Consider the following 218-nt stretch of genomic DNA (forward strand, 5'->3'; position numbering starts at 1 on the left):
ACTGATGGTCCACACACCATTACCGTGACGGCAACAGATGCAGCAGGCAATGCGGGTACCGATACAGCAGTGGTGACGATTGATACCACCGCACCAAATGCACCAGTGCTTGATCCAATCAATGCGACTGATCCGGTGAGCGGTACAGCAGAAGCTGGTTCAACCGTGACGGTGAGCTTCCCTGATGGCACCACTGCAACAGTCGTGGCAGGTACAGA

Annotated in this window: 1 protein-coding gene; it reads left to right on the forward strand. The window is 55.0% G+C overall.

What is annotated here, in order from left to right; translation table 11 throughout:
- A partial coding sequence (locus HJG58_RS18815) for a hypothetical protein (protein WP_376740080.1) occupies positions 1–218 on the forward strand: 218 nt, incomplete at both ends.

The sequence above is a fragment of the Acinetobacter geminorum genome (assembly GCF_013009345.1).
GTDB lineage: Bacteria > Pseudomonadota > Gammaproteobacteria > Pseudomonadales > Moraxellaceae > Acinetobacter > Acinetobacter geminorum.